Source organism: Caulobacter sp. GW821-FHT10F06 (assembly GCF_058809215.1).
This window is the reverse complement of the sequence record NZ_JBXASK010000013.1, coordinates 52269-77993: the sequence shown is the minus strand read 5'-3', so window position 1 is coordinate 77993 and position 25725 is coordinate 52269. Positions and strand designations below refer to the sequence as shown.

The window sequence follows — 25725 nt, the reverse complement described above, 5'->3', positions numbered from 1 at the left end:
TCAGTAGCGCTCGTCGATGAGGCGGATCGGCTTCTGACGCACGTCGATCTGGGTCAACGGCGCCGTTGCCCCCTTGGGCGCCAGTTCGACCTCGACTTCAATGCCGATCTTGCGCTTCAGGATATCGCCATAGAAGCTTGCGATATCTGACCATTCGGTCGACGGCGCCGTGGTTTCGGCCGTGACCGCGAAACTGTCGCGGCCGGTCGTGTCGCGGCGCGCGCGGCAGATGAACTCGCCTGCGAACTGCGGCGCGTGCTCCAGCATCGCGCCGATGCCCTGCGGGAAGATGTTGATCCCGCGGATCTTGACCATGTTGTCCGAGCGACCCAGGAAGCCCTCGATCCGCTGGAAGGTCATGTCGATCTTCGACTTGCCCGGAATGGCCCGCGTGACGTCGTGGGTGTTGAAGCGGATCAGCGGATAGAGGTCGTCCTTAAAGAGGCAGGTGACGATCATGTCGCCCAGTTCGCCGGGCGCGACGGCCAGGCCGCTGTCGATGTCGCAAACTTCCAGGTAGTGGGCGTCCTCGTGGACATACAGGCCGTCACGGTCGGGGCCTTCGCCTGCGATCAGGCCGGTGTCGCCCACGCCGTACCAGTCGAAGCACTCGGCCCCGCCCCAGGACTTGCTCATGGTCGCGCGGTCCTCGCGGCCCAGGTGGGCCGAGATCATCCGCACGGGAATGTCGCGGCCCGGCTCGATGCCCATTTCCAGCGCCGTGTCGGCCAGCTTCTTCAGATAGTCGCCGAAGCCGACCAGCACGGTGGCGCCGAACCGCTTCATCACCTCGACCTGTTGGGCCGAGCGGGTCTCGACCCCGGTGCCGGCCGACAGGAAGACGGCGCTGGTCCAGCGGGTGACGGCCTCGCGCACATAGTGGCCGCCGTTGATCATGCCGTGGCCATAGACCGAGTGGACCACATCGTCGGGGCGCAGGCCCTGGAACTGGTAGTTGCGGGCCAGCAGCAGGTTCTGGACCTCGCGGCTCTTGGGTCCGAACAGCAGCACCTGCGGATCGCCGGTGGTGCCCGAGGTGGTGTGCAGGATCACCGGCGGCCGATGGCCCTCCGGATAGCCCTCGACCCCGGCGAAGTCGCCGAACGGCGGCTTGGCGGCCAGCGAGGCCATGATGTCGGACTTGTCGAAGCTGGGGAGCTTGGGCAGATCGCTCAGCGAGCGGATGTCGCCCGGCTCGATCCCGGCCGCGCCCCAGAGGCGCTGGTAGAAGGGCGTCTTCCAGGCGCGGTCGACGCAGCGCAGGAACAAGCGGTTCTGGTGCTCGCGCAGGGCGTCGCGGCTGATGGTGGTGGCGAAGCGCGTGAAGTTGTCGCCGATCGGGTGGTCGGCGACCAGGGCTGGATAGTCGACGGATTGCCAGTAGGTCTGGTGGGGCATGGGAACCTTGGAAGGGATCAGCCGCCGCAGGCGAGGGCGAAGGCCTCGGCCGCGTCGGGCAGGGTGTCGAAACGGTCGAAGAGGTTGGTGAGCGGGTCGTGGACATGCTCCAGCCCAACGAAGGCCAGGCAGGCGCGGGCCTTGGCCAGGCGCTCGTCGCGGCTCATCGGGAAGTCGGGCGAGCCGAGTTGGGCGGTGACGTCGATCGCGATCTCGCGGCCGTCCTTCAGACGGGCGATGGCGCGAGCCGGGACGAAGGCGGCGGAATCGGCGGCGCCATCGCTCTCGACCACGATGCGGGCGGCCAGGGCCAGGGTGTCGGGATCGTTCAGGCGCTCGGGCGTGTAGTCGTCCAGGCCCACCGTTCCCCGCTGCAGCATCACCGCCGCAAGGTACGGCAAGCACAGGCGGGCATAGGCGGTGTCCATCGCGGGCCTGGACGGCCGACCGACCAGATGGCGGATCAACGGCGGCGCGGAATAGATCAGGCTTTCAAGATCTTGCGGCGAGACCCTGTGGTCGTTGGCCAGGGTGCGGACGGCCACCAGACCGCCGTGGCAGGCCCGGCCGGTGGGGAAGGGCTTGTAGCTGACCTCGGCGATCCGGAAGCGACTGTCGAGGTCGGCCAGCACGGGGCCGAGGTCGAAGCCGGCTTCGAAGAGGGGCAGGTAGCCGAACGGGCCTTCCAGCCAGTCGCGCGGACCGGGCAGGCCGGCCTGGGCGATGTCGATGGCCTGCAGGGCCGAGCGGGCGGCGGCGGCGATCTGCACCGGCAAGGCCGGCTTGCCCTCGGTGTGGGCCTGCATGGTGCCCGAGGCGAACGCCAGGGCGTAACCGAAGGCGTCCAGGGCCGTCTCGCGCGGCAGGCGCTTCAGCCGGGCGACGGCGGCCGTGGCGCCGAACACGCCGGCGGTGGCGGGACGGAAGAAGCGCAGGGCCGTGGTCGCCGCGACGCCCAAGGCGATGGCGACGTCGACCCCTGCGACGACGGCGGCCAGCACCTCTTCGCCGCTGTAGGGGCCGCTGCGATCCAGCTCGGCCATCACCGCCGGCACGATGGTCGGCAGGGGATGCAGCACGGCCTTTTCGTGAACGGAGTCAAACTCCTGTCCGTGAAGCTGGAAGGCGTTGACGAAGGCGGCCTGGGCCGGCGGCAGGCGCACGCCGGGGCGGCCCAGCACGCGTCCGGACGGACCGGCGCAGACCTCGCCCCAGCCGGCGGCGGCCTTCAGCACGGCGTCGCTGTAGTTGGCCCCGGCGCCGGCCGCGCCCACCACGACGGCGTCGTGCAGCAGGGCGCGAGCGGCTTCCTGCACGGCGGACGGCACGGCGTCCCAGCGCAGCGACAGGGCGTGATCGACAAGGCGTTCGGCGGCGGTCATGGGGGTGACGCTAGCAGCGACCGTCCAGGGGCCCGGCCGCGTCCTCGGATTTTCGCGCACAGCGATCAATGCGGCCGGCCGCGCCGTGCATCGCCGCGCGCGAGGCGCTAGGGTCGAGCGATGACAACCGTTCCGCGTTACCGCCAGCTGGCCGAGGACCTGCGCGCCGAGATCGCCTCGGGCCGCTATCCCGCCGGTGGGCTGCTGCCGCCGGAGCTGGAGCTGTGCGCTGTGCACGGCGTGTCACGCCACACGATGCGCGAGGCGATCCGGCTGTTGCGCGAGGCGGGCCTGGTCGAGCGCCGGCGTGGTTCGGGCACCACCGTCAACGCGCCTCGTCCGGCCGCTTTCGTCCAGCCGCTGGGCGGGGTACAGGAGCTCTTGCAATACGCCCGCGACGCGCGTCTGCGGGTGCGTTCGCTGGTCCGCCGGCCGCTGACCGTGCTGGAGGCCGAGCGCCTGCACGTTCCGGCCGACGGCGCGATCTGGCTGGTGGCCGAAGGCTTCCGCGTCGCCGAGGGTCTGCCCATGGCGCTGTCGACCATCTTCGTGCCGGCCGCCTTCGCCGACGTCGAGGGACGGATCGCCGACTGGGATGGCGCGGTACAGGAACTGATCGCCGAAATCCACGGCGTGCGCGTGGCGCGCATCGAGCAGGAAATCCGCGCCGAACTGCTGGACGCCGCCGGCGCCAGGATCCTGCGCACCGCGCGCGGCGAGCCGGCCCTGCGCACCGTGCGCCGCTACCACGCCCAGGACGACGTGCTGGTTCTGGTGTCCGACAGCGTGCATCCGGCGTCGCGTTTCGTCTACGCGATGAGCTATCGCGCGGCGCCGGGTGAGCTTGGCTGACAGCGGCTATCCGCGCGTCGGATAACCGCGAAATCGCAGGTGACGGTTTTGCGACCGGGTCCAGCCTCCTTCTTGCGGATCGCCTTGGGCGTCCGATTGGAGGGGAACAGTCATGCTGCTGCGTCTGCTGCTCTTGATGACCAGCGCCTTCCTGTTGATGGAAGCGAGCCCGGCCTTGGTCGAGCTGATCGCGCGCGAAGACCGGTAGGCTAGCGCGCCTTCCAGCCCGACGGACCCGCGCCCAGTTCGGGCGGGACGGGATCGATCCGCGCCGGTTCGTTGGAGAACAGGATCGGCGTGCCGACGGTCTCGTTGCCGTCCGCGTCGCGGCTCAGCATGCCGCGCACGGCCAGGCCAGGATCGTCGAAGGCGTCCTTGAGGTTCCGCACCGGCGCGAAGCAGACGTCGCGACCGTCGAACCAGCTTTCCCACGCGGCGCGGGTGCGGGTCTTGAAGGTCTCGCGCAGGAACGCCCGCAGCGGCTCCTGACCCGGCCCGGGCTGAAGTTCCGCATAGGGCAGGAGGTCCAGGCGACCCAGCCCGTCCAGCAGGTTGCGGGCGAACTTCACCTCCGAGCCGCCAAGGCACACCCACTGGGCGTCGGCGGTCTCATAGATATGGTACATGGCGTTGCCGCCCCAGCTGCGCTCGTCCTTGGGGACGTGCGGCTCGCCGGTGGCGAAGATCTTGCCGGTGACGTTGGGCGTCCAGGCCAGGACGCTGTCGTACATCGCAACATCAACGTAATCGCCGACGCCGGTGTCGCGCTTGCGCAGCAGCGCCATCAGCACGCCCGACAGGGCGGTCAGCGAGGCCAGGGCGTCGGCCACCGGCATGTGCGGCGCGACGGGCTTGCCGTCATGGCCTTCGTTCAGGGCGATCACCCCGGCCAGGGCCTGCACGGCGATGTCGTGGGCCGGCTTGTCGCGATAGGGTCCGGTCTGGCCGAAGGCCGAGATGGCCACGTAGACCACGCCTGGATTGATCGCCTTGATGGTCTCGTAGCCGAAGCCCAGGCGGTCAATGACGCCTGGGCGGAAGGCCTCGACGATGACGTCGGCCTCGGCGGCCAGTTCCAGGAGCAGGGCCCGGCCCGCCTCCGACTTCATGTCGACCTGCAGGCTGCGCTTGCCGCGGCTGGTGTTGCGGAACCACACCGTGGTCCCGCCCTTGCGATAGCCGATGTGACGGGAAGGTTCGCCGTCGCCGGGCGGCTCGATCTTCAGCACGTCGGCGCCGTGATCGGCCATCATCAGGCTGAGCATCGGCCCGGGCAGAAAGAACGACAGGTCGAGGACGCGAACGCCTTCCAGCTTCATCTATTCGGCTCCCAGGATCGCGGTCGTATGTTCGCCCAGCTTCGGCGCGCGGACGCCGGGCATCCGCCGGCCATCGATTTGCACGGGACAGGCCAGCATGGCCAGACCCTCGGGCTTGTCGGGATGCTCGACCCGGTCGCGCATGGCGACCTCGGCCACGAAGGGATTGTCCAGCGCCGACTTCAGGTCCAGCACCGGCGCGAACGGGACCTTGCCGCCCAGCAGGGCGGTCCAGTCGGCCGTCGAGCGGGTCGAGAACAGCGTGTCCATCTCGTCGCTCAGCGCCGTCAGGTTGCCGTGTCGGGTCGGGATGTCCTTGAAGCGCGGATCCAGCTTCAGGTCCTGGGCGTCGGCGAGATCGCACAGGGCCTCCCAGAACTTGGGCGTCTGACACATCACCAGGCCCCAGCCATTGGCGGTGCGCACCAGTTGCGAGGGCGCGATCGACGGGTGGGCGCCGCGGGGCAGGCGCTGGACCTGGTAGTCCTGGTTCATCGCCCAGACGGCCGGATAGGACAGCTGGTGCAGAGCCACGTCGAACAGCGAGACGTCGACGTCGCAGCCCTGGCCGGTGGTGCGGGCGGACAGCAGGGCGCTGACCACGCCGAAGGCCAGCATGGTCCCGGTCATGAAGTCGATGATCGACACGCCCAGCCGGGCCGGCGGCGCGCCGGGCTCGCCGGTCAGGCTCATCAGTCCGGCCTCGGCCTGCATTAGGTAGTCGTAGCCGGGCCAGCCCTCGCGGCTGTTGCCCCGGCCATAGGCCGACAGGTGGCCGCAGACGATGGCCGGGTTGACGCCCTTCAGGTCGTCATAGGTCAGCTTCATCTTGGCCGGCTGGTCGCCGCGCAGGTTGTCGACCACCATGTCGGCCTGGGCGACCAGGCGTTCGAAGGCGGCGCGGCCCTCGGGCGTCTTGATCTCGATGGCGAGCGACTGCTTGGACCGCGAAAAGGTCTGGAAGAACTGGCTGTCGTCCTTGCCCAGGAAGAACGGTCCCGTGGCGCGGCTGACGTCGCCGCCCATCGAGGGGGCCTCGATCTTGACGACCTGGGCACCCAGCTCGGCCATCAGCTGCGTGGCGTAGGGGCCAGCGCCGTATTGCTCGACGGCCAGCACCTTCACGCCTTCTAGGGGGCGTCTCATCAGGCCGGGTTCCGGGCCACGAGCTGGCGGGCGATGATAATCCGCTGCATCTCGTTGGTGCCTTCGCCGATGCACATCAGCGGCGCGTCGCGATACAGGCGCTCGATCGGATATTCCTTGGAATAGCCATAGGCGCCATGGATGCGCATGGCCTCGGTGGCCACCTCCAGCGCCGTCTCCGACGCGAAGTACTTGGCCATGCCCGCTTCCATGTCGATGCGCTGGCCCTTGTCGTAGAGGCGGGCGGCGTCCTCGACCAAGAGCTCCGAAGCGCGGGTCTTGGCGGCCATTTCGCCGAGCTTCAGCTGGATGGCCTGGTGCTGGGCGATGGGCTTGCCCATGGTCTTGCGGACCTGCGCGTACTTGACGCTTTCGTTGAGGGCGCGGCGGGCGATGCCGACCGAGCGGGCGGCGACATTGATGCGGCCGATTTCCAGGCCGCCGGTGGCCATCAGGAAGCCCTGGCCTTCCTCGCCGCCCACGAGGGACAGCTCGGCCGAGCAGCGATAGTCCTCGAAGATGAACTCGCCGCTGTCGATGCCCTTGTAGCCCAGCTTTTCCAGCTTGCGGCCGTTGGTGACGCCCGCAATCGGCGCCCGGGTCTCGGGATCGATCTTCGGCGTGATCAGCATGCTCATTCCCTTGTGGCGGGGCTGGGCTTCGGGATCGGTCTTGACCAGCAGAGCGGCGACATGACCCTCGATGGCGTTGGAGATCCAGGTCTTGGTCCCGTTGACCACATAGTCGTCGCCGTCCCGGCGAGCCACCGTGCGGATGCCCTGCAGGTCGGTGCCGGCGTCGGGCTCGGTGAGACCCAGGCAACCGCGCATCTCGCCGGCGGCGAAGCGGGGCAGCCAGTATTCCTTCTGCCGGTCGGTGCCGAATTTCTGCACGACCATGCACATCATCAGGTGCGAGTTGAAGATGCCCGTCAGGCTCATCCACTCTTCGCTGATGCGGGTGACGATGCGGGAATAGGTGGTGGCCGACAGGCCGAGGCCGCCGTATTCGGGATCGACCAGGGCCCCGAACAGGCCCAGTTCCTTCATGTCCTCGACGAGGTCATGCGGATAGATGTCGTCGTGCTCGAGCTGCATCGCGACGGGCGCGACCTTCTTCTCGATCCACTTGTCGATGGCGTCCAGGATCTGCCGTTCGTCGGCTTCGGAAATCTCTTGGGTCATCAGTAGTTTCCGACCTTGTCCTCGACCGCGTGACCGCGGGCCGGGATCAGCATGTTGCGCACAAAGGTGCAGACCATCTCGTCGCGCTGGTTCTTGCCGATCGTGCGGATGGTGACGATGCCCTGGCCAGGTCGCGACTTGCTCTCGCGCTTGCCCAGCACCTCGCTCTCGCCATAGATCGTGTCGCCGGCGAAGACGGGGGCGGTGAACTTGACCTCGTCCATGCCCAGGTTGGCGATGGCCTTCTGGCTGGTGTCGGTCACGCTCATACCGATCAGCAGGGCCAGCGTGTAGGGACTGACCACGAGGTTCTTCTTGAACTCGGACGCCGCCGCGAACTCCGCGTCGAAGTGCATCGGATGGGTGTTCAGGGTCAGCAGCGTGAAGAGGTGGTTGTCGTATTCGGTCACCGTCTTGCCGGGGCGATGCTCGTAGACGTCGCCGACGATAAAGTCCTCGAAGTAACGGCCGAAGGTCTCGCGATAGCGCTGCGGACCGACCTCTTTCCAGTTCTGGACCAAGGGGTTCTCCTGAATTCCTAAGCGCGAGCCAGCACGCGGCGGGCCGCGCGGATGACCGGCAGTTCGATCAGCTTGCCGTCCAGCAGGGCGGCGGCCCCGCCGGCGGCGTCGAAGGCCTCGACCACGCGCTGTGCGCGTTCGATCTGGGCGGGGGTGGGCGAGAAGGCCGCATTGACGGCGGCGACCTGGTCGGGGTGGATGCAGGAACGGCCGGTGAAGCCCAGGGTCTTGGCGCGGGCGGTGCTGGCGGCCAGGTCGACAGGGTCCTTCAGGTCCAGGTGCGGCACGTCCAGCGTGGCGATCCCGGCGCGGCCGGCGGCGGCGACCAGGGTTCCGCGCGCCAGCAGCAGGGCGTCCCAGCTCATGTCGCTGCCGAGGTCGGCCGACAGGTCGGCGCCGCCGAACAGCGCGCCCGCCACGCCCGGCGCGGCGCAGATGTCCCAGGCGCGACGCAGGCCCTCGGCCGACTCCACGACGGGCCACAAGGGCGGGGCGCCGGCGCCCAGGGCCTCGACGATCACCGCCAGGTCCTCGGCGGCGGCGACTTTGGGGACCATCAGGAAGTCGGGCCGCGCGTCGCTTTCGGCCAGGGCCACCAGGTCGCGCAGGCCGTCCAGCGAGCGCACGGCGTTGATGCGCAGGCCCAGGGCGATGGGGCGTTGTCCCGCGCCGACGAAGGCCAGGGTCGCGGCGCGCGCCTCGGCCTTGCCAGACAGCGGCACGGCGTCTTCCAGGTCGATGCAGACGGCGTCGGCGCCGGCGTCCAGCGCCTTGGCGAAGCGGTCCGGCCGCGAGCCGGGCACGAAGAGCAGGGAGCGATAGATCATGATGCGCTTAAATGTCCGGACAACTTTGTAGTCGTCAATCGGCAACCGGGGCAGGGACCGCTTCGGCGAAGGCTTTGGCGATGTTTCTCCGACAGGCGATCCAAACCCCGTCCTTCTGCGCCACGTGGGCCAGGAACTGGCGGAACGCACCGATGCGTCCCGGGCGACCGATGATCCTCAGGTGGACGCCCAGACTCATCATCCGCGCGCCGATCTCCTGGCTCTCGGCGTGCAGTTCCTCGAAGGTGTCGATAGCGTAGGCTAGCCAGTCCTTGGCCGTCAGGGCCGGGGCCAGCCAGAACTTCATGTCGTTGGAGTCCATGGCGTAGGGCAGGATGACCATCGGCTTAGTGGTTCCGTCGGCGGTCTCGACCCGCTCCCAGAACGGGAAGTCGCCCGAATAGTCATCCATGTGATAGGCGATCCCGGCCTCGGCCAGCAGGCGGCGGGTGTTGTCGGTGTGCAGGTAGCGCGACAGCCAGCCCGAGGGCCTTTGCCCGATCGAGGCCTCGATCGAGGTCAGGGCCTTGTCGATGAACTCACGCTCCTTGGCTTCGTCCATCCAGAACTGATGGGTCCAGCGATAGCCGTGGGCGGCCACCTCGTCGCCGCGCGCCTTGATCGCGGCGGCGAGGTCCGGGGCGCGCTCCAGGGCCAGGGCGGCGGCGGTCCAGGTGGCTTCCAGGCCGTACTGGTCCAGCAGGCGCAGCACGCGCGGCGCGCCTTCCTTGATGCCGTACAGATAGTTGCTCTCGCTGCCGTGCATCCGCATCGGCCGCTTGGGAACCGCGCCCAGCTCGTCGACCGGCTCGGGGCCCTTGTCGCCGTCGCGGATGTTGTGCTCGGCGCCCTCCTCGACATTGACGACGATGGACAGGGCCAGGCGCGAGCCGTCCGGCCAGCGGAAATCGGCGGGAGCGGTCATCAGAGTCTCCATGAGGCGAACAGTCGGCGCGAGAACCGCGCGCCGCGCGGGCCGCCGATCCAGCATGTCCGTCCCAATCTTCACGGCGGCCCCGGGGTCGCAACCGGAGGAGCGCCCGATGGCCGTCACGCGGATTATCGCCCTGTTCAACCTCAAGCCCGGCAAGTCGGTCGCCGACTACGAGGCCTGGGCCAAGACCCGGGACCTGCCGACGGTCAACGCCCTGGGCTCGATCGACAAGTTCGAGGTGTTCCGGTCGGAAGCCCTGCTGGGGACCGAGGCGGCGCTGCCTTATCAATATATCGAGATCATCGACGTCGCCGACATGGACGCCTTCGGGGCGGACGTGGCCAGCGAGACGATGCAGGCGATCGCCGCCGAGTTTCAGGCCTGGGCCGACACCACCTTCATCGTCACCGACAAGGTCGGCTGACCATGACGGGTCGTTTCGCGGGCAAGACGGCGGTGGTCACCGGATCCGGTCGGCGCGGAGGCCTCGGGGAGGCCATCGCCCGGCGCCTGGCGCGGGAGGGGGCGGCGGTGGTCGTTTCCGATCTGGGCCGTTCAGCCGACGCGTCGACACCCGACGCGATGATCGGCGGCACGGCCGAGATGGAGGCGATCGCCGCCGACCTGCGCCAGATCGGCGGATCGGCCAGCACCCGCATCTGCGACGTTCGCCAGTGGGCGGACGTGCGGGGGCTGGCCGATCATGCGGTCGAGACCCACGGTTCTCTGGACATCTGGATCAACAACGCCGGCATCGGCTACATCATGAAGCCGATGCTGGAGGTGCGTCCCGAGGACTGGTCGGCGGTCATCGACGTCAACCTGACGGGCGCGTTCTTCGGCATCAAGGCGGCCGCCGAGGTGATGATCGCCCAGGGGCGGGGCGGGCGGATCGTCAACATCGCCAGCCAGGCCGCCAAGTCGGGCTTCCCGCACGCCCAGGCCTATACGGCGTCCAAGCACGGACTGGTGGGCCTGACCCGCTCGGCGGCGATCGAGCTGGGCCCGCACCAGATCACGCTGAACAATGTCTGTCCCAACCACGTGACCACGGGCCTGGGCGCCTGGCAGAACGAATATTTCGCCAAGGTCACCGGCGCGGCTTCGGTCGAGGCCTATCTGGCCGCCATGGCCGCCCGCATCCCCCTGGGCCGTCCCGGCCAGCCCGACGACACCGCCGACGCCGTGGCCTTCCTGTGCTCGGACGAGGCCAAGTACATCACCGCCGAGAGCCTGAACGTTTCGGGCGGCGAGGAGCCGCATTAGATGCTTAGGGCCTGCGCCGTCTCGACGAAGGCGCGGGCGCAGGACGAGTGTTCGAGACGACGATAGGCGAGGGCCAGTTGAACCTCGTCATCGAAGCCGTCGACGGTGCGATAGGCCACCCCGGCGTTGGCCAGGGTCTGGACCGAGCGCGGAACCAGCACCAGGCCATAGCCGCCGGCCGCCAGGCTGACGGCGGTGATGAAGTCGTTGACCCGATAGGCCGGCTCGATCTCGAAGCCGCCCAGGGCGCCCAGCTTGGCCAGGTTGTTGGCGAAACCGCTGGCCTCGTTGAACTGCGGGACGATGAAGGCCTGGGCCTCCAGGTCGGCCACTGCCAACGACGCGCGGGCGGCCAGCGGATGATCGGCCGCCAGGGCGATCATCAGGGGCTCGCTGTGGACGATCCGCGCGGTGACGCCGTCGGGATAGCGCGAGCGGGGCCGGATCAGCCCGATGTCGAGCAGGCCGTCGGCGATGGCCTGAAGCTGGCGCGGCGTCTCCATGGCCGAGACGTTCATCCGCACCTGGGCGTGGGTCTGGCGGAAGCTCTTCAGCAACGCGGGCAGCAGGCCGCTGGTGACGGCCGAGGCGACATAGCCCAGCTCGATCTGGCCGGCCTCGCCGCGCGCGGCCAGCCGACCTACGCGCTCGGCGCGCTCCAGCTGGCGCAGCACCGCCGTGGCCTCAGGCAGAAACAGGCGGCCGGCGTCGGTCAGGCTGACGGCCATCCGCTTGCCGCGGCTGAGCAGGCGCACGCCAAGCTGGTCCTCCAGGGCCTTGATCCTCAGGCTGAGCGCCGACTGGGCCAGGTTCAGCCGCTCGGCGGCGCGGCCGAAGTGCAGGTCCTCGGCCACGGCGGCGAAGTAGCGGAGCTGCCGGCTGTCGAGCATCAGGTTTAATCTCGCTGCGCGATCAAATTGTCAAAACTCTGAATTGGATATCATCAAAGCCGGCATGGTCCTATCGCCGACACGCTGCACGACAGGACCGACCATGGCTGACCTTTCGCCCTTCGATTGGGCCGATCCCTTCCGACTGGAAGATCAACTGACCGAAGACGAGCGGATGATCCGCGACACGGCGCGGAGCTACGCCCAGGAGCGCTTGGCGCCCCGCGTCCGCGACGCCTATCGCGAGGAACGCACCGATCCGGAGATCTTCCGCGAAATGGGCGCGCTGGGCCTGCTGGGTCCGACCCTGCCGGAGGAATACGGCGGTGTGAACGCCTCCTACGTTGCCTACGGCCTGATCGCCCGCGAGATCGAGCGGGTGGATTCGGGCTATCGCTCGATGATGTCGGTGCAGTCGTCGCTGGTGATGCATCCGATCCACGCCTACGGCAGCGAAGAGCAGCGCCGCAAATACCTGCCGGGCCTGGCCTCGGGCGAACTGATCGGCTGTTTCGGTCTAACCGAGCCGGACGCCGGCTCCGACCCTGGCGGCATGCGCACCCGGGCGGAGGAGACCGCCAGCGGCTACAAGCTGACCGGCTCGAAGATCTGGATCTCCAACGCGCCGATCGCCGACGTCTTCGTGATCTGGGCCAAGTCCGACGCCCACGATGGCGCCATCCGCGGCTTCGTGCTGGACAAGGGTCTGGCCGGCCTGACCGCGCCCAAGATCGGCGGCAAGCTCAGCCTGCGCGCCTCGATCACCGGCGAGATCGTCATGGACGGTGTCGAGGTCTCCGAGGACGCGCTGCTGCCCAATGTCAGCGGCTTGAAGGGCCCGTTCGGCTGTCTCAACCGCGCCCGCTACGGCATCTCGTGGGGCGTCACCGGCGCGGCCGAGGCCTGCTGGCACGCCGCGCGCAGCTACGGCCTGGACCGCAAGCAGTTCGGCCGCCCCCTGGCCCAGACCCAGCTCTATCAGAAGAAGCTGGCCGACATGCAGACCGAGATCGCCCTGGCCCAACAGGCCAGCTTGCGGGTCGGCCGCCTGATGGACGAGGGCAAGCTGGCGCCGGAGATGATCTCGATCGTCAAGCGCAACAACTGCGGCAAAGCCCTGGAGATCGCCCGGGCGGCCCGCGACATGCACGGCGGCAACGGCATTTCCGACGAGTTCCCGGTCATGCGCCACATGATCAACTTGGAGACCGTCAACACCTACGAGGGCACCCACGACGTCCACGCCCTGATCCTGGGTCGCGCCCAGACCGGTCTGCAGGCGTTCTTCTGATCCAGCCGGCGGCGCGAGGGGGGAAGCCCAAGCGCCGCCGCCCTGAAGGTCAGTCGATCAGCTCATAGGCCGGCAGGGTCAGGAACTCTTCCAGGTCGTCGGCCAGCACCATCCGCGAAAACAGGTGGGCGGCTTCCTCCAGGCGCGGCGATGGGAAATCGCGGCGCAGGCCGCCCATCTCGTCGGTCAGCAGGCTGACGAAGAGCTGGGTGGTGATGTCGCGGCCGTCGTCCAGTTCGGCGCCCAGCTTGATCCATTGCCACAGCTGGGTGCGGCAGATCTCGGCCGTCGCGGCGTCTTCCATCAGATTGTAGAGCGGCACGGCGCCCCGGCCCTCGATCCAGGCCTGGGTGTAGCGCACGCCGACGCGGATGTTCTCGCGCAGGCCTTCCTCGGTGCGCACGCCCTCGTGCAGTTCCAACATCTGGCCTTGCGTGATCTCCAGGTCGGCCAGCTTGCGGTCCAGCTGGTTGGGCGTGGGCATCAGGCGGTCGAAGACCTTCATGGCCACCGGCACCAGGTCGGGGTGGGCGACCCATGTGCCGTCATGGCCGGCCCCGGCCTCGCGCTCCTTGTCGGCCCGGACCTTGGCGAAGGCGGCCTGGTTGGCGGCCTCGTCGCCCTTGATCGGGATTTGCGCCGCCATGCCACCCATGGCGAAGGCGCCGCGACGGTGGCAGGTCTGGATCAGCTTCAGCGAATAGGCGCCCAGGAAGGCCTGGCCCATCACCATCGTGGCGCGGTTGGGCGTCAGGTATTCCGGACGACGTCCCAGGCGCTTGATGAACGAGAAGATGTAGTCCCAGCGGCCGCAGTTGAGGCCGGCCATGTGGTCGCGCAGTTCGTAGAGTATCTCGTCCATCTCGAAGGCGGCCGGGATGGTCTCGATCAGGGCCGTGACCTTGATCGTGCCGTTGGGGATGCCCAGCGCTGCCTGGGCGTGGACAAAGACCTCGTTCCACAGGCGGGCCTCCAGATGGCTCTCCATCTTGGGCAGGTAGAAATAGGGGCCTGACCCTTGCGCGATCGACGCCTTGGCGTTGTGGAAGAAGTACAAGCCGAAATCGAACAAGGCCCCGCTGACGGGCAGGCCATCGACCTCCATGTGGCGTTCCGGCAGATGCCAGCCACGCGGGCGGATGACGAGGACGGCCGGGTTGGCTCCCAGCGCATAGCTCTTGCCGGACTTGGGATCTGTGTGGGTCAGCGCGCCGGCCCAGCGGTCCTTCAGGTTGACCTGGCCCTCGATGAGGTTGGCCCAGGTCGGCGAGGTGGCGTCCTCGAAGTCGGCCATGAACACCTTGGCCCCGCAGTTGAGGGCGTTGATGATCATCTTGCGATCGACGGGGCCGGTGATCTCAACGCGGCGGTCTTGCAGGTCCGCCGGGATCGGGGCCACGGTCCATGCGCCGGCCCTGATATCGGCCGTCTGCGCCAGGAAGTCCGGCGCCTCGCCGGCGTCGAAGCGGGCCTGGCGGGCGACCCGGGCGGCCATCAGCTCACGACGACGCGCGTCGAATCGGCGGTGCAGGTCGGCCACGAAAGCCAGGGCCTCAGGCGTCAGGATCTCTACGGCGCGACCCTCGACAGGGCCGGTGATCTGGACGTGGGCGGCGATGTCGAGGGGCATGACGGATCCTAGGTGGTCTTGTGGCCAAGGTCGGTGTGTTGTTCGCCCTCGTCCTTCGACAAGCTCAGGATGAGGGCTCTATCGTAGCGGTTCTCTGGAAATCCTCATCCTGAGCTTGTCGAAGGACGAGGATTTCCACGCCGGTCTCAGGCGCTCTTGTCGGCGCTGTTGGCCCGGACGGTCGGGACGATCTGGTCGCCCCAGTTGCCGGCGCCGTCATGATGGCGCGAGGTGCGCACCAGTTCCACCGAATAGCCGGCCTCGATGGCGCGGCGGACGGCTTCGTTCAGGCGGTGCGAGGCCTCGGCCACCCGATCGACCGCGCGTTGTTCGGCGGTGGAGTTCGGCATGGCGGCGGGAGCGAATTGCGTGGCGGACATGGTTGAATCCTCGATCGGGTGGAAGGGACGGGGAGAGGGGTTGGTCGCGGCCTATTCGGCCGCGAACTGGTTCATGGTGTTGGCGTGGCCGCCGGCCTTCAGGGCGCGCTCTCCGGCGACCATTTCCTTGAAGGTGTCGCCCAGATCCGAGCCGACCTCGTGCTGGTGCTTCACGGCCGAGACGCCGCGGCGGATTTCCTCGCGCTGGACGGTGTTGACGTAAGCCTTCATCCGCTCGGGCCCGAAGTAACCGCGCGACAGCTCGTCCATGCTCTTGGCGGTGAGGTGGAAGGTCGGCAGCGTGATCAGGTTGTGGAACACCCCGGCGCGCGCGGCGATGTCGGCCTGGAAGTTGGCCAGGCGGGCGTCGGTCTCGCGACCCAGGTCGGCGTCGTCATACTCGGCTGACATCAGGGCGGCGCCGTCGGGGTAGGAGTCCGCGTGGATCTTGCCCTCGGCGATCCACTGTTCGCGCACCTGGCGACGCAGGTTCAGGGTCCAGTTGAACGACGGCGAGTTGTTGTAGGTCAGCTTGGCGTTCGGCACGACCTGGCGGATTTCCGAGACCATGGCGGCGATTTCGTCGACATTGGGGGTGTCGGTCTCGATCCACAGCAGGTCGGCGCCGCCCTTGGTCAGCGAGGCGATGCAGTCCTCGATGACGCGGGCCCGGCCGGTGCCGTCCTGGAAGGCGAACAGGCCGTTGGGCATGCGCACCGGCTTCTCGAACTGGCCGTCGCGATACAGCGCCAGCTCGCCCGGCAGGATCGGGTTGTCCTGGGTGATGGCCTCGGTCTTCAGCCACTTGATGTATTCCGAAGCCAGGTCGCCCGGCTCCTGGCTGACGGGAACCTTCTGGGTCAGGCCTGCGCCCAGGCTGTCGGTGCGGGCGACGATGACGCCCTCGTCGACGCCCAGCTCCTCGAAGGCCAGGCGGCAGGCGCGCAGCTTCTCGATGAAGTCCTCGCGCGGCACGGTGACCTTGCCGTCCTGGTGGCCGCACTGCTTGGCGTCGGAGACCTGGTTCTCGATCTGCAGGCAGCAGGCTCCGGCCTTGATCATTTCCTTGGACAGCAAGTAGGTGGCGTTCTCGTTGCCGAAGCCGGCGTCGATGTCGGCGATGATCGGAACGACGTGGGTCTCGAAGCCGTCGATGGCCTTGATCGCGGCCTGTTCAGCGACCTGGTCGCCGGCGTCGCGGGCGGTCTTCAGGGTCTTGAAGAGGTCGTTGATCGCCACTTCGTCGGCCTGGCGCAGCGAGACGTAGATCTCCTCGATCAGGTCGACGACCGAGGTCTTCTCGTGCATCGACTGGTCGGGCAGGTGGCCGAAGCGGTTGCGAAGGCCCGCGACCATCCAACCCGACAGATAGACATAGGCGCCCTTGGTGGTGCCGCGCAGGCGCTTGACCGACTTGATCATCTGCTGGGCGTGGAAGCCCGACCAGCAGCCCAGCGACTGGGTGAACTTGGCGCTGTCGGCGTCGTACTCGGCCATGTCGGCGCGCATGACGCCGGCCATCTCGCGGGCGATGTCCAAGTGGGTCGAGAAGGTGTTCTGCAGCTTCAGCTGGATGATGTCGTCGACGGCGACGCCGCCCGGGGTCACACCCTGGGGATAGCGGGCCAGCAGGGTTTCGCGGAGCTGGGCGTAGGTCTTGCGTGTCATGTCGAAGGTCCCCTGGGGCCGATGTCTGTTGAGGGGAGCTAGCCATCCGAACGCGGCGAGGGCGAACCTATTGAAGGTGATTTGTTAAAATCGGACTTTGTTAAATGTGTAAATCTATGACAACTTGACCGCATGGCGACGTCTGACAAAAAGCTCTTCCTGGGCGGCCGGCTGAAGCGGCTGCGGCGCGATCTGGGCATCACCCAGACGCGGATGGCCGAGGACCTGGAGGTCTCGGCCAGCTATCTGAACCTGCTTGAGCGCAACCAGCGGCCGGTGACGGCCCAGATGCTGCTGCGCCTGGCTGACGCCTATGACCTGGATTTCCGCAGCCTGGCCGCCGACGATCCCGGCGGCGGCGCCGGTCTGGAAGAGGTGCTGGGCGACCGGATGTTCGCCGATCTGGGAATCGGCCGGCACGAGGCCGCCGAGGTCGCCGAGGTCTCGCCGGCGGTCACCGAAGCGATGGTGCGGCTCTATCGGGCCTATCTGGATCGCGGGCGGCTGATCGACCTGGGCGCCTTCGATCGCGAGGGCGGCGGCGAGTCGGGCATGAACGTTCAGCCCACCGACTGGGTGCGCGACCTGATCGGCTCGCAGCGCAACTATTTCGCCGAGCTGGAGGCCTGCGCCGAGGCCCTGGTCGCGGCGCTGAAGGCCGACCCGCAGGACCTGGGACCGGCGGTGCGCGAGCGGCTCCAGGCCAGGCACGGCATTCAGACCCGGGTCATGCCGGCCGAGGTGATGACCCATTCGCTGCGCCGCTACGACCATCACCGCAAGCGGTTGATGGTGTCGGAGACCCTGGCCCCGGCCAGCCGGATCTTCGCCATGTGCTACCAGCTGGGCCTTCTGGAATACGGCGACGAGCTGACGGCCTTGGCCGACAAGTTCAAGGCCCCGGATCGCCCCAGCCGCCAGTTGCTGAAGGTGTTCCTGGCCAGCTATCTGGCCGCGGCGATCATGATGCCCTACGGCGCGTTCCTGGCGGCGATGGAGGCCAGCGGATACGACATCGAGCGAGTGCGTTCGCGCTTCGGCATCAGCTATGAGCAAGCCGCCCAGCGCCTGACCACCCTGGGCCGCTCGGGCGCGCGGGGCGTGCCGTTCTTCATGATGCGCCTGGACGCGGCGGGCAACATCTCCAAGCGCTATGCGGCCGGGGCCTTCCCGTTCTCGCGCTTCGGCGGCACCTGTCCGCGCTGGAACGTCCACGACAGCTTCAAGACCCCGGGGCGGATCGTCACCCAGGTGATCGAGACCCCCGACGGCGAGCGCTACTTCACCCTGTCGCGCACCGTACGCCGGGTGTCGGGCCTGCAGGCCGGCCAGGAGGACGAACTGGTCGTGGGCTTGGGCTGCGAGCTGAAGTACGCCAGCAAGCTGACCTACGCCCGGGGGCTGGACATCGCCGCGCCCGTGGCGGTCGAGATCGGTCCGTCGTGCCGGATCTGCGAGCGTCCGGCCTGTCCTCAGCGGGCCGCGGCGCCGATCAACAAGACCCTGCTGATCGACGAGGCCAGCAAGGCCGTCTCGCCGTTCCCGTTCGCGAATTAGCGCGGCGCCGCCGTCCGCGAGTCACGAAACTTGGTGGGCGAGGGTGGAATGTGATCCTGTCCTCGTGCAGGCTTGGCGCGCCACTTTGAAAAGGGTCCGCCAGTGTCCAGCACATCCCAGGGATCGTTGACGGTCCTTCTCGGCTCCTTGGCGCTCCTGGCCCTGACGCCGGTGGCGGCGCGGGCCCAGGCGACGTCCCGGACCTGCGCGGGGCAGGCTGGCGAGACGCCCGGACCGGCTTGCCTTGTCGCCCACCAGGATATCGGAGCGTTGCCCCAAGGCCCGCTCTATTGGAACATCTACACCTTCGCCGACGCCCAGGCAGCCGAGCGCGCCAAGCCGCCGCATGGCGCCGTCGTCCAGGCGTTTGGCCGCGTCTGGCTCTTCGATGTCGGCGGCAAGGGGCGCGAGCTTGCAGGCGGACGTCATCTGGCCGATGTCGGTCCGCTGCCCGTCGAGGCGTCGCCCGGCGACTTCAGCGTCGAATATCTGAAGTCGACCTTCGCGCCCGGCGCCACCGCGCCCGTGCATGTTCATTCCGGACCCGAAGCGTTCTACGCGATCAGCGGCGCGAGCTGTCTGGAAACGCCCGATGGCGTTCAGGTGGCGCGAGGCGAGGGTCATTCGCTGATAGTGCGACGCGGCCCGCCGATGCTGCTCATGGCGATCGGCCCGGAAACGCGGCAGGGTTTCGCCTTGATCCTGCATGGCGAAGGCAGCCCGCCGACGACCCTGACCTCGGACTGGACGCCCAAGGGGCTGTGCCCGAAGGATTGAGGCGAGCGACGAACCCGAGCCGCTTCAAGCCTCTTTCGCGCCCGGCCGGTCGGCCTCGACCACGAAGCGAGCCATCGAGCGGATCGGCGCGTCCTTGACCGTCTGGTCGTCGCTGACCCGCAGGTCGACGCGCAGTTGGCCGGGCGTCACGTCCAGCAGGGCGTAGCCGGAGTGGTCCAGTTCCGAATAGCGGACATGGGCGCTGCGGGCCTGGGTCTGGCCGAACCGGGACTTGGGCGTGCGGACGCCGGCAAGGCACGCTGTAACGATCTCGGTTCCGACCACGGCGCTGGCCGAGTCCTTGAAGTCACTCTTCAGGTCATTGACCCAGAACGAGTGGATGTCGCCGCTCAGCACCACCGGATTGCGCACCGACGGCAGGCGTAGATCGGCGATCAGCCGGTCGCGGGCCGGGCCATAACCGTCCCACTGGTCGGTCATCACGCCTTCTGACGTCTCCAGACGCGCGACCACGGTCTGCTGAGCCAGCATGGTCCAGGGGCGGGTCTCGGCGGCCAGTTGCGACGACAGCCAAGCCTCCTGCGGCGCGCCCAGCATGGTGCGGTCGGGCGCGTCGATCTCGGCGCAGGCGGCGCGGTCCTTGTTGCCGCTCTGGCGGGCCGGATTGCAGGCCTGGTTCGAGCGGTATTGCCGTCCGTCCAGCACCGGCAGGCTGAAGAGATCGCCCCAAGCCAGCTGGCGATAGAGCCGCGGACCGTCCGGCCGGGTCCACAGGCTGGGTCGCAATGGCATGTGCTCGAAATAGGCCTGATAGGCGGCCGCGCGGCGCTGGGCGAAGACGGCGGGGTCCTGCGCCTTCAGATTGGCGAGATCGGCATAGTCGTTCTCGACCTCGTGGTCGTCCCAGGTGACCACCCACGGCGCGATCTGGTGGGCGGCGCGCAGGTCGGGATCGGACTTGTAGAGCGCGTAGCGGCGGCGATAGGCATCCAGGTCCGTCGGCTCGGGCGCGTCGAAGGTCCGCACCCTCGGCAGATTGGCGTAGCTGTTCTCGTAGATGTAGTCGCCCAGCTGCAGGACGAGATCCGGCTCGGCGGCGACGAGGTCGCGATAGGGCGAGAACCAGCCGATCTCATAGTGCTGGCACGAGGTGACCGCTAGCCGGGCGGAGGTCGCGCGGAGCGGGGCGGTGACCGCGCGACCGATCGGGCTGGTCGCGCCCAGGGCGTGGAAGCGATACCAGTACGGCCGGCCCGGCGTCAGGCCCGACACCTCGATGTGGACGGCGTGGGCGAGGGCGGGGGAGGCCGGAGCGCGGCCCCGGCGGACGATCTGGCGGAAGGCCTCGTCCAGCGCGATCTCCCAGGTCACCGGCACGGCCGGCGCGTCGAGGCGCTGGCCGTCCGCCGACAGGCGGGTCCACAGCACGAAGCCGTCCGGGCCGGGATCGCCGCTGGCCACGCCCAGGCTGAAGGGATCGACCGAGATCGCGCGGCCGGCTTCGAGGCCCAGCGCCGCCGTCGCGCGACTGGCGGCCAGGCCCGAGGCCGCGAGGATCAGGGTTCGGCGGGACCAGGGCGATGACACGGCGAGTCTCCCGATCAAAGCCACGCGCTTAGCGCTCTATTGTGACAGTTTAGTCTTCGTGCGGAACAAATCCACCGTCGCGCTGGCGTCACAAAACCTACGCAAGAACTCCTTATGGACGGCGAGCCGATCGGGGGATTGGGCGCAGACGTCGTAGCTGTTCTCCGTGTTGACTCAGTTCAACATCCGAACGGATGCAATTTCCCGCGCCCTTATACTTCCGTCGGCGTCACGAAGAGCGCTGTTCGGTCGGTCGATCGCGCCTCAATACATTCAGGGGATGTATCCATGACGTTGCAAAAGCGCGATCGTCAACTCAAGCGCGGCCTGGCCGTGCTGTTTTCGACCAGCATGCTGTTTGGCCTCGCTCAAGTCGCCCACGCCGACACGGCGCCGGCCGCTGACGCCGCCGCGACCGCCGACACCGGCCTGGAAGAGGTCATGGTCTTCGCCCGCAAGCGTTCGGAGAACGTCCAGTCCGTCCCGACCCCGGTGACCGTGGTCTCGGCCCAGGAGATCGAGCGCCAGCACCTCGCGAACTTCACCAACTTCCAATACAAGTTCCCAGCCTTCTCGGTCTATCTGACCAATCCCAAGCAGCAGAACCTGGGCATCCGGGGCATCGGCAACAACGGTTTCAACACCGACGGCATCGACGGCTCGGTCGGGATCTTCGTCGACGGCGTCTACACCGGCCGCCAGGGCATGGTCAGCGGCGACTTCAGCGACGTGGCCGATATCGAGTTGCTGCGCGGCCCGCAGGGCACGCTGTTTGGCAAGAACACCACCGCCGGCGCCGTGATCATCAATTCCAAGCTCCCCAGCTTCACGCCGGAAGCCTCGATCGAGGCCACCTACGGCGAGGACAACCTGCGCGAAGTGAAGTTCAGCGCCTCGGGTCCGCTGATGCAGGACAAGCTGGCCGCGCGCATCTCGGCCTTCTACAGCGACAAGGACGGGACCTATCCCAACCGCGTCGGCGGCCCGGCCGCCAACGCCCGTCAGAGCGAGGGCGCGCGCCTGCAGTTCCTGGCCAAGGCGACCGACGACATCACCTTCCGCTTCATCGCCCAGCACACCGAGCAGAACTTCAACTCGACCGGTCCGGTGACCCTGTCGGTCTACAACCCCGCCGCCCTGCAGGCCCGGATGACGGCCGCCGGCTACACCCTGCTGGTCAGCGACGCCAGCAAGCGCGAGGTCAATATCGACGCGCCGCTGACGGCGACCACCCACGCCAACCTGGCCAGCGGTCAGCTGGACTGGGACCTGGGCGAGATGGGGCAGATCACCTCGATCACGGCCTTCCAGAACTGGACCTGCTTCACCAACAACGACAACGACTACACCCAGCTGAACGCCATTCCCGACTACGGCTCGTGCAACGTCGAGCGCCAGTACTCGCAGGAACTGCGCTGGGCCTCGCCCAAGGACAAGCCGGTCGAGGCCATCGCCGGCCTCTTCCTGTCGCGTCAGTATCTGGGCGTGAATTCGCGCATTCGCTTCGGCAACCAGTATTACATCTGGGCCGCCAACCCCTCGGCGACCGCGTTCCCGACCCTGGCCGGCAAGACCTGGGCGCAGGGCGCCTATGCCGACGCCGTCGCCGGCTTTGGCATGCGCTCGTACGCCAGCTTCCACACCGACACCTCGGCGCTGTTCGGCAACGTCGTCTGGCATCCGGACACGGCCCGCAAGTGGGCGGTGAACCTTGGCCTGCGCCAGACGTGGGAAGATCGTGACTACAGCTATACCGGCTGGGTCGAGAGCAACCTGGGCGCCCTGAACGCGGCGCAGATCACGGCCATGTCGGCCGCCGGCGCCAACGCCCAGGTGGGCCGCGCCACCGACGCGCTGAAGGACAAGTCGCTGTCGGGCCAGATCGGCCTCAGCTATCAGGCCACGCCGGACCTCATGGCCTATGTGACCGCCGCCCGCGGTCACAAGTCGGCCGGCTTCAACCTGCTGCCCTTCGATCCGGCCACCTCGATCTACGGCGCCAAGCAGGACGTCGACGGCGAGACCTCGGACAACGTCGAGGCCGGCTTCAAGAGCGAGTGGTTCGACCGCCGCCTGCTGCTGAACGTGACCGCCTTCAACACCGAAGTGAAGAACTACCAGGCCAACCAGGCCATCGGCGTGGGCAACACCGCCGTCCGCTTCCTGGCCAATGTGGGTTCGCTGCGCTCGCGCGGCGTCGAACTGGAGAGCCAGGCGCGCCTGGGCGAGCTGCGCCTGAAGGGCCTGGTCGGCTATAACGAGGCCACCTACAAGAGCTTCCACAACTCGGTGTGCCCGGCCCAGTCGACGGCCCTGACCTGCGACCTGACCGGCCGCCAGGTCGCCTGGGCCCCGAAGTGGACCAGCAGCATCACGGCCGACTATTCGCACCGCATCGCAAGCGACGTGGTCGGCTATGTCACGGCCGACGCCAACTGGCGCTCGACCCAGAACACCACGATCACCCTGGACCCCTCGGCGCAGATCAAGAGCTACGCCCTGGTGAACCTGCGGGTTGGCGCGCTGCTGCAGGACGAAAAGCTGGACGTCCAGCTGTGGGCCGAGAACCTCACCGACAAGGCCTACTACACCAACCTGCTGGGCCTGACGAAGTCGACCGGTATCGTTCAGGGCTATCCGGGCAATCCGCGCACCGTCGGCACCACGGTTCGCTACCACTTCTAAGGATCGCTGGAGATCGAGGAGAGGGGGCGGCTCGCGAGGGCCGCCTCCTTTTTCATGCGCGGTCCGCGGCGGCCAGCCGCTCACGCAGCGCCTGGTTTTCGGCCTCCAGCCCGGCCAGCCGAGCGTGGACCGGAGCCAGGGCGGCCCCGATCTCGGTGTTGGTGAAGCGCGGCGTGATGTGCTGCGGGCAGTTCCAGTCGAACGTCTCCAGCTTCAGCACGAAGGCTCGCTCGGGCCTGGCCTTGTAGCCGGGAAGGGCCAGGCGCTCGGCCAGGGCCGGATCGTCGGCGAGGTCGCGCGCCTGCATGTGGGCCAGGATCTTCAGTCGCGCCTGGTTGGGATAGTCCACCAGGATCAGGCTGACCCGGTCGTCGGCCAGGCTGTTGCCCAGGGTGATGTACTGCCGGTTGCCGCGAAAGTCGGCGAAGGCCAGGGTGGTCTCGTCCAGCACCTTCAGGAACCCGGGCGGGCCGCCGCGATGCTGGACATAGGGCCAGCCGTTGCTGGAGGTCGAGGCCAGGTAGAAGCTGTCGCGCGCGGCGATGAAGGCCTCTTCGTTCGGCGTGAACCGGTCGAAGTCGCGGTCGCCGGCGAACTGCGCCCAGGTCTCGCCGACGCCGTTGGCGGCTTGTGCGGCGCGTAGCTCCGGCGTCGCGAAGGCGTCGAGAAATCCATAGGCCATGGCGGTGTCTCCCGGGGCTGCACGTCCGATGAGGCTTTTTACGCCCATTGATCGATTGGGATAATCGGATCGATTGACAAGTCTCTGTTGCAAGTTCAGCAACAATGGATGGATCGCTTCGACGCCATGCGCGTGTTCGTCGCTGTCGCCACGCGCGGCAGTTTCGCCGAGGCCGCACGGAGCCTGCGGCTGTCGCCATCCGCCGCCACCCGGGCCGTGGCCTGGCTGGAGGACGAGCTGGGCCTCAGCCTGCTCACCCGCACGACCCGCTCCCTGCGCCTGACCGAGCGCGGCGCGATCTTCCTGGAAAGCTGCCGCCGGATCCTCGACGACCTCGACGACGCCGAGCGCCAGGTGCGCGGCGAGGACGCCGATCCTCGCGGCGAGATGACCATCGCCGCGCCGGTGGTGTTCGGTCGCCTGCACGTGACGCCGATCGTCGATGGCCTGCTTCGGGCCTATCCGGCGCTGAAGGTCCGGCTGCTGCTATCGGACCGCAACGTCCATCTGGTGGAGGAGGGCGTCGACGTCGCCGTTCGCATCGGCGCGCTGGCCGACAGCGCCATGGTCGCCACCGCCCTGGGAGCGGTCAGCCGCGTGCTGGTCGCCAGCCCGGCCTATCTGGAGCGGCGCGGCGTTCCGGCCTCGCCCGCCGACCTCGCGGCGCATGACCTGATCGCCTTCGAGGGCCTGAGCGCGCCGGACGAATGGAGCTTCTCCAAGCTCGACCGGCCGCTGCGGATCGAGCCCCGCCTCTCGATCAACAGCGTCGACGCGGCCCTCGCCGCCGCCGAGGCGGGGCTGGGGATCACGCGGGCCTTGTCCTACCAGGTCGAAGCGGCCGTCCGGGAGAAGCGGCTGGCGCTGGTCCTGCAGGCCTTCGCCAACGCGCCCATGCCGGTCAGCGCCGTCCATCCCGCCCGGCGGATCGGCTCGGCCAATGTCGCGGCCTTCACCAAGGCCGCGCGCGAGCACTTCCGGCGCAACCCGTTGGCGCCGGTCGACACCGGGGGCGGCTAGGGCAGAGTTCTCCCCTTCCGTCATTCCCGCCCTTGTGGCGGGAACCCCTCGTTCAGCTGACACGTGAAGCGCATTGGCGCGCCAGCGCGCCACACATCCGCCCTCGCGGCGGATAGAGGGTTTCCCGCCACAAGGGCGGGAATGACGGGATTTAAGATTGAGCGCCGCTGAAGGGCGAAAGGCCGATGTGGCCTAGGCTTCGGTTTCGCTGGGAACTTCGTTGGCCGCGTCGCCAATTGCTTCCCCAATCGCCTCGACCACCGTCCAGGTCCGGCTGGTCAGGCGTGTGCCCAGGGCCTTCTCGACCACGCCGTTGCTGAGCTTCGAGGCTCCGACCCCGGCCGGATAGGTGACGTAGAGCTGGCGGCTCTCGACGCGCAGCTGTTCCCCGTTGGTCAGCTTGGTGCGCAGGGCGCCGATGACCTTCTTGTCGGGCGCGTCCTTGAGGAACAGCGTCATCAGCAGGCCCGGATCGGTTTCGGCGAAGTCGGTGTAGGGGTTGGACGCCATGATCGCCGTCCAGGCCTGGGCGGTGCGGACATAGACGTCGGTGCGCAGGCCAAGCCGGGCCTGGATCTCGGTCTCCAGGAAGTTCTGCAAATCCGCGCCCGTGCGCTCGGGGCTGACGAACACCAGGTTGTTGGCCCCGCCGACGGCCTTCGCGTCGGTGAAGCCCAACTCTTCCAGTAGGGCGACGAAGGTCTCGGCCGCGATCGGTTGCTGGCCGCCGACGCTGACGCCCCGCAGCAGGGCGATGTGAGTGGTCAT

Annotated in this window: 23 protein-coding genes and 1 pseudogene; 8 read left to right on the top strand and 16 right to left on the bottom strand. The window is 68.1% G+C overall.

Annotated features, from left to right (window positions below; all coding sequences use genetic code 11):
* Complete coding sequence (locus tag AC1RUS_RS22930) at positions 1-1398, bottom strand: phenylacetate--CoA ligase family protein (protein ID WP_492918930.1); 1398 nt, start codon at positions 1396-1398, stop codon at positions 1-3.
* A gap of 17 nt (positions 1399-1415) precedes the next feature.
* Positions 1416-2780, bottom strand: a complete 1365-nt coding sequence (locus AC1RUS_RS22925; RefSeq protein ID WP_492918929.1) for an MmgE/PrpD family protein — start codon at positions 2778-2780, stop codon at positions 1416-1418.
* A 120-nt stretch (positions 2781-2900) separates the two neighbouring features.
* On the opposite strand from AC1RUS_RS22925, the gene AC1RUS_RS22920 reads away from it, so the two are divergent.
* Positions 2901-3632 (top strand): GntR family transcriptional regulator, encoded by a 732-nt coding sequence (locus tag AC1RUS_RS22920; RefSeq protein ID WP_492918928.1) that lies wholly within the window; start codon positions 2901-2903, stop codon positions 3630-3632.
* Positions 3633-3841: 209 nt separating this feature from the next.
* Here the strand turns inward: AC1RUS_RS22920 and AC1RUS_RS22915 are convergent, their stop codons facing one another.
* The 6 genes from AC1RUS_RS22915 to AC1RUS_RS22890 are packed head-to-tail and all read right to left on the bottom strand — an operon-like array spanning position 3842 to position 9554.
* On the bottom strand, positions 3842-4951 hold the full coding sequence (locus AC1RUS_RS22915; protein WP_492918927.1) for a CaiB/BaiF CoA transferase family protein: 1110 nt from the start codon (positions 4949-4951) through the stop codon (positions 3842-3844).
* The gene (locus tag AC1RUS_RS22910; RefSeq protein ID WP_492918926.1) at positions 4952-6097 is read right to left on the bottom strand and encodes a CaiB/BaiF CoA transferase family protein; all 1146 of its coding nucleotides are present in this window, start codon (positions 6095-6097) and stop codon (positions 4952-4954) included. It lies immediately after the preceding gene.
* Entirely contained in the window at positions 6097-7281 is a 1185-nt protein-coding gene (locus tag AC1RUS_RS22905; RefSeq protein ID WP_492918925.1) for an acyl-CoA dehydrogenase family protein, read from the bottom strand. Before AC1RUS_RS22905 ends, AC1RUS_RS22910 begins: the two co-directional genes overlap by 1 nt.
* On the bottom strand, positions 7281-7802 hold the full coding sequence (locus AC1RUS_RS22900; RefSeq protein ID WP_492918924.1) for a MaoC family dehydratase: 522 nt from the start codon (positions 7800-7802) through the stop codon (positions 7281-7283). The genes AC1RUS_RS22905 and AC1RUS_RS22900 overlap by 1 nt, the downstream gene beginning before the upstream one ends.
* A gap of 17 nt (positions 7803-7819) precedes the next feature.
* Positions 7820-8629 carry an HpcH/HpaI aldolase/citrate lyase family protein gene (locus AC1RUS_RS22895; RefSeq protein ID WP_492918923.1) on the bottom strand — a complete coding sequence of 270 codons (810 nt, stop codon included), beginning with the start codon at positions 8627-8629 and terminating at the stop codon, positions 7820-7822.
* Positions 8630-8663: 34 nt separating this feature from the next.
* Entirely contained in the window at positions 8664-9554 is an 891-nt protein-coding gene (locus AC1RUS_RS22890) for a polysaccharide deacetylase family protein (protein WP_492918922.1), read from the bottom strand.
* 118 nt (positions 9555-9672) lie between these two features.
* On the opposite strand from AC1RUS_RS22890, the gene AC1RUS_RS22885 reads away from it, so the two are divergent.
* Entirely contained in the window at positions 9673-9987 is a 315-nt protein-coding gene (locus AC1RUS_RS22885; RefSeq protein ID WP_492918921.1) for a hypothetical protein, read from the top strand.
* Positions 9988-9989: 2 nt separating this feature from the next.
* Entirely contained in the window at positions 9990-10829 is an 840-nt protein-coding gene (locus AC1RUS_RS22880; protein WP_492918920.1) for an SDR family NAD(P)-dependent oxidoreductase, read from the top strand.
* Here the strand turns inward: AC1RUS_RS22880 and AC1RUS_RS22875 are convergent.
* On the bottom strand, positions 10826-11719 hold the full coding sequence (locus AC1RUS_RS22875; protein WP_492918919.1) for a LysR substrate-binding domain-containing protein: 894 nt from the start codon (positions 11717-11719) through the stop codon (positions 10826-10828). The two genes, AC1RUS_RS22880 and AC1RUS_RS22875, sit on opposite strands and share 4 nt — an antisense overlap.
* Before the next feature lie 103 nt (positions 11720-11822).
* Here AC1RUS_RS22875 and AC1RUS_RS22870 point away from each other — a divergent pair, with 103 nt between their 5' ends.
* Positions 11823-13010 (top strand): acyl-CoA dehydrogenase, encoded by a 1188-nt coding sequence (locus tag AC1RUS_RS22870; protein WP_492918918.1) that lies wholly within the window; start codon positions 11823-11825, stop codon positions 13008-13010.
* A 49-nt stretch (positions 13011-13059) separates the two neighbouring features.
* Here AC1RUS_RS22870 and aceB read toward each other — a convergent pair whose 3' ends face one another.
* The 4 genes and pseudogenes from aceB to AC1RUS_RS22850 form a co-directional block, all read right to left on the bottom strand.
* A complete protein-coding gene (gene aceB, locus AC1RUS_RS22865; RefSeq protein WP_492918970.1) occupies positions 13060-14640 on the bottom strand; it encodes a malate synthase A in 1581 nt (526 codons plus the stop codon).
* A 42-nt stretch (positions 14641-14682) separates the two neighbouring features.
* Positions 14683-14779, bottom strand: a pseudogene (locus AC1RUS_RS22860) (hypothetical protein); the annotation flags it as partial.
* A 7-nt stretch (positions 14780-14786) separates the two neighbouring features.
* Positions 14787-15020 (bottom strand): hypothetical protein, encoded by a 234-nt coding sequence (locus AC1RUS_RS22855; protein WP_492918917.1) that lies wholly within the window; start codon positions 15018-15020, stop codon positions 14787-14789.
* 51 nt (positions 15021-15071) lie between these two features.
* A complete protein-coding gene (locus AC1RUS_RS22850; protein ID WP_492918916.1) occupies positions 15072-16688 on the bottom strand; it encodes an isocitrate lyase in 1617 nt (538 codons plus the stop codon).
* 132 nt (positions 16689-16820) lie between these two features.
* On the opposite strand from AC1RUS_RS22850, the gene AC1RUS_RS22845 reads away from it, so the two are divergent.
* Entirely contained in the window at positions 16821-18245 is a 1425-nt protein-coding gene (locus AC1RUS_RS22845; RefSeq protein ID WP_492918915.1) for a helix-turn-helix domain-containing protein, read from the top strand.
* 126 nt (positions 18246-18371) lie between these two features.
* On the top strand, positions 18372-19022 hold the full coding sequence (locus AC1RUS_RS22840; protein WP_492918914.1) for a cupin domain-containing protein: 651 nt from the start codon (positions 18372-18374) through the stop codon (positions 19020-19022).
* 24 nt (positions 19023-19046) lie between these two features.
* On the opposite strand, the gene AC1RUS_RS22835 is transcribed toward AC1RUS_RS22840, so the two are convergent.
* The gene (locus AC1RUS_RS22835) at positions 19047-20570 is read right to left on the bottom strand and encodes an alkaline phosphatase D family protein (protein WP_492918913.1); all 1524 of its coding nucleotides are present in this window, start codon (positions 20568-20570) and stop codon (positions 19047-19049) included.
* A gap of 288 nt (positions 20571-20858) precedes the next feature.
* On the opposite strand from AC1RUS_RS22835, the gene AC1RUS_RS22830 reads away from it, so the two are divergent.
* Positions 20859-23255 (top strand): TonB-dependent receptor, encoded by a 2397-nt coding sequence (locus tag AC1RUS_RS22830; RefSeq protein ID WP_492918912.1) that lies wholly within the window; start codon positions 20859-20861, stop codon positions 23253-23255.
* 52 nt (positions 23256-23307) lie between these two features.
* On the opposite strand, the gene AC1RUS_RS22825 is transcribed toward AC1RUS_RS22830, so the two are convergent.
* Positions 23308-23937: a pyridoxamine 5'-phosphate oxidase family protein gene (locus AC1RUS_RS22825; protein WP_492918911.1), complete on the bottom strand. Its 630-nt coding sequence runs from the start codon at positions 23935-23937 to the stop codon at positions 23308-23310.
* 87 nt (positions 23938-24024) lie between these two features.
* Here AC1RUS_RS22825 and AC1RUS_RS22820 point away from each other — a divergent pair, with 87 nt between their 5' ends.
* Positions 24025-24957, top strand: coding sequence for a LysR substrate-binding domain-containing protein (locus AC1RUS_RS22820; protein ID WP_492918910.1), 933 nt, complete (start codon positions 24025-24027; stop codon positions 24955-24957).
* Between the two features lie 192 nt (positions 24958-25149).
* On the opposite strand, the gene AC1RUS_RS22815 is transcribed toward AC1RUS_RS22820, so the two are convergent.
* Positions 25150-25725, bottom strand: a complete 576-nt coding sequence (locus AC1RUS_RS22815; RefSeq protein WP_492918909.1) for a DUF1697 domain-containing protein — start codon at positions 25723-25725, stop codon at positions 25150-25152.

Excerpts from the sequence above, each read along its gene's own strand:
- AC1RUS_RS22930 (WP_492918930.1), bottom strand. The coding sequence starts at position 1,398 with ATGCCCCACCAGACCTACTGGCAATCCGTCGACTATCCAGCCCTGGTC.
- AC1RUS_RS22925 (WP_492918929.1), bottom strand. The coding sequence starts at position 2,780 with ATGACCGCCGCCGAACGCCTTGTCGATCACGCCCTGTCGCTGCGCTGG.
- AC1RUS_RS22920 (WP_492918928.1), top strand. The coding sequence starts at position 2,901 with ATGACAACCGTTCCGCGTTACCGCCAGCTGGCCGAGGACCTGCGCGCC.
- AC1RUS_RS22915 (WP_492918927.1), bottom strand. The coding sequence starts at position 4,951 with ATGAAGCTGGAAGGCGTTCGCGTCCTCGACCTGTCGTTCTTTCTGCCC.
- AC1RUS_RS22910 (WP_492918926.1), bottom strand. The coding sequence starts at position 6,097 with ATGAGACGCCCCCTAGAAGGCGTGAAGGTGCTGGCCGTCGAGCAATAC.
- AC1RUS_RS22905 (WP_492918925.1), bottom strand. The coding sequence starts at position 7,281 with ATGACCCAAGAGATTTCCGAAGCCGACGAACGGCAGATCCTGGACGCC.
- AC1RUS_RS22895 (WP_492918923.1), bottom strand. The coding sequence starts at position 8,629 with ATGATCTATCGCTCCCTGCTCTTCGTGCCCGGCTCGCGGCCGGACCGC.
- AC1RUS_RS22890 (WP_492918922.1), bottom strand. The coding sequence starts at position 9,554 with ATGACCGCTCCCGCCGATTTCCGCTGGCCGGACGGCTCGCGCCTGGCC.
- AC1RUS_RS22885 (WP_492918921.1), top strand. The coding sequence starts at position 9,673 with ATGGCCGTCACGCGGATTATCGCCCTGTTCAACCTCAAGCCCGGCAAG.
- AC1RUS_RS22880 (WP_492918920.1), top strand. The coding sequence starts at position 9,990 with ATGACGGGTCGTTTCGCGGGCAAGACGGCGGTGGTCACCGGATCCGGT.
- AC1RUS_RS22875 (WP_492918919.1), bottom strand. The coding sequence starts at position 11,719 with ATGCTCGACAGCCGGCAGCTCCGCTACTTCGCCGCCGTGGCCGAGGAC.
- AC1RUS_RS22870 (WP_492918918.1), top strand. The coding sequence starts at position 11,823 with ATGGCTGACCTTTCGCCCTTCGATTGGGCCGATCCCTTCCGACTGGAA.
- aceB (WP_492918970.1), bottom strand. The coding sequence starts at position 14,640 with ATGCCCCTCGACATCGCCGCCCACGTCCAGATCACCGGCCCTGTCGAG.
- AC1RUS_RS22855 (WP_492918917.1), bottom strand. The coding sequence starts at position 15,020 with ATGTCCGCCACGCAATTCGCTCCCGCCGCCATGCCGAACTCCACCGCC.
- AC1RUS_RS22850 (WP_492918916.1), bottom strand. The coding sequence starts at position 16,688 with ATGACACGCAAGACCTACGCCCAGCTCCGCGAAACCCTGCTGGCCCGC.
- AC1RUS_RS22845 (WP_492918915.1), top strand. The coding sequence starts at position 16,821 with ATGGCGACGTCTGACAAAAAGCTCTTCCTGGGCGGCCGGCTGAAGCGG.
- AC1RUS_RS22830 (WP_492918912.1), top strand. The coding sequence starts at position 20,859 with ATGACGTTGCAAAAGCGCGATCGTCAACTCAAGCGCGGCCTGGCCGTG.
- AC1RUS_RS22825 (WP_492918911.1), bottom strand. The coding sequence starts at position 23,937 with ATGGCCTATGGATTTCTCGACGCCTTCGCGACGCCGGAGCTACGCGCC.
- AC1RUS_RS22815 (WP_492918909.1), bottom strand. The coding sequence starts at position 25,725 with ATGACCACTCACATCGCCCTGCTGCGGGGCGTCAGCGTCGGCGGCCAG.